The sequence below is a fragment of the Alteromonas profundi genome (genome assembly GCF_010500865.1).
Lineage (GTDB): Bacteria > Pseudomonadota > Gammaproteobacteria > Enterobacterales > Alteromonadaceae > Alteromonas > Alteromonas profundi.
On sequence record NZ_JAAAWN010000055.1, the window covers coordinates 1 to 4486 of the forward strand.

General features: G+C 41.9%; 4 protein-coding genes. 2 read left to right on the forward strand and 2 right to left on the reverse strand.

The genetic code is table 11. The features are described 5' to 3' along the window. Window positions 1-86 precede the first annotated feature (86 nt). On the reverse strand, window positions 87-569 hold the full coding sequence (locus tag GTH32_RS18840) for a hypothetical protein (RefSeq protein WP_163088703.1): 483 nt from the start codon (window positions 567-569) through the stop codon (window positions 87-89). 624 nt (window positions 570-1193) lie between these two features. Between GTH32_RS18840 and GTH32_RS18845 the strand changes: the two genes are divergently transcribed. Beyond that, window positions 1194-1970, forward strand: coding sequence for a PRC-barrel domain-containing protein (locus GTH32_RS18845; RefSeq protein ID WP_163088705.1), 777 nt, complete (start codon window positions 1194-1196; stop codon window positions 1968-1970). Between the two features lie 53 nt (window positions 1971-2023). After that, window positions 2024-2554 carry an EF-hand domain-containing protein gene (locus tag GTH32_RS18850; protein ID WP_163088707.1) on the forward strand — a complete coding sequence of 177 codons (531 nt, stop codon included), beginning with the start codon at window positions 2024-2026 and terminating at the stop codon, window positions 2552-2554. Between the two features lie 261 nt (window positions 2555-2815). On the opposite strand, the gene GTH32_RS18855 is transcribed toward GTH32_RS18850, so the two are convergent. Beyond that, window positions 2816-4222, reverse strand: a complete 1407-nt coding sequence (locus tag GTH32_RS18855; RefSeq protein WP_163088709.1) for an aldehyde dehydrogenase family protein — start codon at window positions 4220-4222, stop codon at window positions 2816-2818. Between the last annotated feature and the right edge of the window lie 264 nt (window positions 4223-4486).

Sequence of the window (4486 nt, forward strand, 5' to 3'; positions counted from 1 at the left end):
GTTGAGCGTGCGTTGAATGCGAGACCCAGAAAATGTCTCGGATTTAAGCAGCCTGCTCTAGTATTCAAACAGTTAAGAGACGCAGCTTAATTTAACGAGTGGTGCACTTCGGGGTTGAATCCGCGGGTAATCTTAGCGTCTAAAATAAGGGTACTTATAAAGAACAACGACCAAATAACAACACCAAGGATTGCACCGTTTAGCAAACTTTTCGCAACGCTAATTTCTATTGCTAATAAGGTTGCAATAAAAATAGAAAAAGACATGGTTACTAACGCGAATATTCCAAAAGCAGACGATATTTTTCGCCCTGTACTTTTAGTATCATGATGGTAGCTACTACCCGAACTTGAACTATTATTAGTTATATCTCCAATAGCACTAATTCCTGATGCAACAGCTAAATTACTGAGAAGAAACTGAATTCCTACCGCAATAACAACACCCGTAATAACACTAGTAAAAAACACCCCAGATAGCGATGTAGTATCTTCGACAACGGCTTGCGCATTAACAAGTGAAGGCAGCAGTAGTAGCGCTATAAATAAAAGAAAGTTATGTTTCCGCATGGTGAATCCTTATTCCAAATGAAGGTTAACATCGTGTTGTGACATATCTTTATGAAAGCAACATCGATACCAATGAGACAACCCAAAACCTGTCATTGGAATGACCATAACTTATTGAAATATATGGAATTACCTACATTTAAAATCTAAACAACCAGAGATTTCTAAACGTGGAATGAAAAGGTTACAAAGAAAATGTGTAAAATCTATGCTGCAATATGTGGTTAATAAGAAAATCTTCGTCGTCGATTTGTATAAAAATAATTAATCACTCCCCCACTCTCTAAACAGATACAGTAAATATAGAGAAAGAGACCGTTTGAGAATTCTCTCGCTAAAAAATTATAATTTGAAACACCGCTCACACTGCGCTTTTAAATTAACTTCATTTATTACATAAAGTTACAAAAACAAAAGAACAATAAATAGTTTTATGTGAATACCTATCTTTAGTTTTAAAACCGAACTATCAGAACAAATAGAAAAGACGAATTAAGAGAAAGAAACTTTATTTAATTTAATTCGGTATGCGTGTTGCAACACTAACACTGTCAATAATGTCGTTGTCACAATGCGGTAGACATTATTATGAATCAAGGTAGTCAATATTTTAAAGGAGCAAAAATGTATATTCGTAAAAGACAAAGTAAATCGCCCCTCGCAAAAGTAAAGTCTATTGCTGCGCTGGTCGCAGTAACATGTAGCGCTTCTTTTGTTACTCATGCGCAGGAAGTCGAAGAGGCTGAGCGTTCTCAAATTGAAGTAATTAAAGGACAAACCGATGTAGCAGTGAAACAACCTGCCCCCTCTGTAGACGTTAAACAAAAAGATCCCCAAGTTGATGTTGCGGTAGGGCAACCTGAAGTTGATATTAATTATGAAGATCCTGAAGTTACGGTTCAGCAACAAAAACCAGAAATTAGTATCGTACAGGCAGAGCCTCAGGTGGAGGTTAACGCCGCAAAGCCGAAAGTAAAAGTAAACCAAGCAGAGCCAGAGATAACTATCGAAAGTAGCGAGCCTGAAATTAATATTGTTCGCCGAGATGAGCGTGGTGAGATACGCGAAGATAGCGACAAAGCAATGGTTGCGCATATGACTATTGGGGAATTAGAAGAGGATCAAGTTTTAAGTCCTCAAGGTGAAGAAGTTGCGGCCATTGAAGAAGTGGTTATGCAAACCCAAAATAATCAACTGTTCTTAGTTGTTGAGTCAGGCGGAATGATGGGTTTAGGCGAGAAAAAGAGCGTCGTTCCATTAGATGCGGTGGCCTTGGAAGATGGCGATCTTCTACTGACTTCAAATAAAGACATACAGCAATTCCCTGAATATGTGGAATCACGGTACTCACCTGTCTCACAAAAGCAGGAAACCATAGAAGCTATTTTGGCCAAAAAATAGGTCGAAGTCGTCTCTAGAGTCCAGTTGAATAAGCATAGCAAAAGGAAATTATCATGAAGTTTAAGAAAATCGGCGGTACCTTACTTATTACATCAGCACTGTTTGCTACTCCATCTTTCGCGCAACAACAAATGCCTACGACTACGCAAGAGGCTTCATCACAATATGCAGACATGTTGCAGCGTTACGATGTAAATAAAAACGGCGAACTCGATGAGCAAGAACTAAAAGAGCTTATTGCTAATGAGAAAACCGAAAAACGTCCCGGCGATCAGGTAACGGTTACGCAGAAGCCCGCCGTGGTGACTATTAATCAAAAGCCGGCTCAGGTTACGGTGCGCCAGCCAAAGCCAGAGGTTACCATTACCACTAATGATCCTGATATTACTATCGACCAACCCGAACCTGAAGTGTCAATTTCTCAAGCTGATCCTAAAGTCAATATTGAAGCAGGCAAACCCGCTGTAGACGTTAAGCAAGAAGACCCGGACGTTAATGTGGAACAACCTGACCCTGAGGTGGCGGTTCAAACCTCTAAACCCGATGTAGAATTAGACTCAGATTATATTGAAGTGGACAAATAGGGTGTCGCCAAACACTTTTTTCCCCTTAGCAGCCAGATTTGTTTAGTAGGTCACAATGCATTACTACTTCAAATTATGCGCCCTATTAAAAGCGAGAGTTCAGTTACGCTTAGCTTTTACATTAAAGAGCGACACGCTGCCTAGTAGGGTAAACGTTCTAAATTCTAGCGCGTTTTCCCAATGAAGCGAGCAAAATCAGGGTGGCCTGAGCACTGGGCCACCCTTTAAAGCGTATACAGGGCACGATAATGAAGTTGCCCGCTAAAGGAACTTCTTCAACAGCCATAACTTCAATTTTGAAAAAGGCGCATACCGAAACGGCACGTCAAAGGCGAACGCGCGCTTCATAACGGTTTTGATATGACTAAATGTATCAAATCCAGCGCGGCCATGGTAACTCCCCATACCACTATTTCCCACCCCACCAAAAGGTAACTCGGGGTTAGTCATAAACAACATGGTGTCGTTAGTACACACGCTGCCAGAACTAGTTTGCGCAATTATGTTATCGAGTACGCTATCGTCATCGCTAAAAGCATAAAGCGCTAGCGGTTTAGGTCGGGCATTTATAAACTGAATAGCTTCGTTTATATTCGACACGGTGACAATAGGTAATATTGGACCAAATATTTCCTCTTGCATCACTTTCGCATCGCTTGTTGGGGCTAGCACGAGGGTTGGCGACATTGCTGGCCGCGTCTCATCGACATCTCCGCCATAGACCTTATTAGTTCCCTCTAAATAGCTTTTTAAGCGAGCCAAATGGCGGTGATTAATAATATTGCCATAGTCTTTTGAGGTTAACGGCTTTTTCCCATATTGGGTGGTAAGTTCTTTTTTTATTGCGTCGATAAACTGATGTTCAAAACCACTTTCAATTAAAACATAGTCGGGGGCGATGCACGTTTGTCCTGCGTTCATCCATTTCCCCCAAACGAGGCGGCGTGCAGTAACGGTAAGGTTAGTGTTTTTATCTACAATACAGGGGCTCTTTCCGCCTAACTCCAATGTAACCGGCGTAAGATGCTTTGCTGCTGCGCTCATTACAATTTTACCCACGGCTTCCCCACCGGTATAAAAGATATGGTCCCAACGACAAGCAAGCAACGCAGTGGTTTCTTCTTTTCCCCCTTCGATTACCGCTACACACTTGGTGTCCATATAATTAGGGATAAGACGGGCAATCAGATGGGACGTTTCCTCGGCAAGTTCTGAAGGTTTTAATATGGCACAATTGCCCGCAGCAAGGGCAGCAATATAAGGGGCCAGTAATAGCTGTAAAGGGTAATTCCATGCCCCAATAATCAGTACCGTTCCAAGAGGTTCAGGCTGTTGAAAACTTTTGCCCGGCCACGCCACTAAAGGGGTAGATACAGGGCGAGGACGCATCCATTTTGATAAATGTTTGAGCGTGTGATCTATATCTGAAAGTAAATAACCTTGCTCGGCCACCATAGATTCAGTTTCACACTTTCCTAGGTCGGCCTTTAAGGCCATCAAAACGTCGTGCTGGTTTTCCACCAGCATGCGTTTAAGTGCCATTAATTGCGCTTTTCGCCACTCTAAAGAACGCGTTCGCCCAGAATTAAAACTTATCCGCAGTTGCTCTACATCTTTTAGATAACTAACGCCTGCCTCAACGGCATGAAGGGTGGGCCTTGTTGACATAAAAACGCTCCGCCAAAATAGTGAGAAAAGGGACGATACACACGTATAGCTTTTCCATAATATGACGGAAAACAGCCGCTACAACAATATATGTTACTTATTGTTTAGTATTAGTAATACACACCAGAAGGATAGAGACATCGAGTAGGGTGAGGCGTTACCGCCTCATCCCTCTCACAGAACCGTACATACGGGCCTCGTATACGGCTCATGTACATAGCTATTTAGCGTAATTGCTGAACACATATCCCGTTGCAACATTTT

Bases quoted from the DNA above. Each gene is read 5' to 3' on its own strand.
- GTH32_RS18840 (WP_163088703.1), bottom strand. From the start codon at position 569: ATGCGGAAACATAACTTTCTTTTATTTATAGCGCTACTACTGCTGCCT.
- GTH32_RS18850 (WP_163088707.1), top strand. From the start codon at position 2,024: ATGAAGTTTAAGAAAATCGGCGGTACCTTACTTATTACATCAGCACTG.
- GTH32_RS18855 (WP_163088709.1), bottom strand. From the start codon at position 4,222: ATGTCAACAAGGCCCACCCTTCATGCCGTTGAGGCAGGCGTTAGTTAT.
- GTH32_RS18845 (WP_163088705.1), top strand. From the start codon at position 1,194: ATGTATATTCGTAAAAGACAAAGTAAATCGCCCCTCGCAAAAGTAAAG.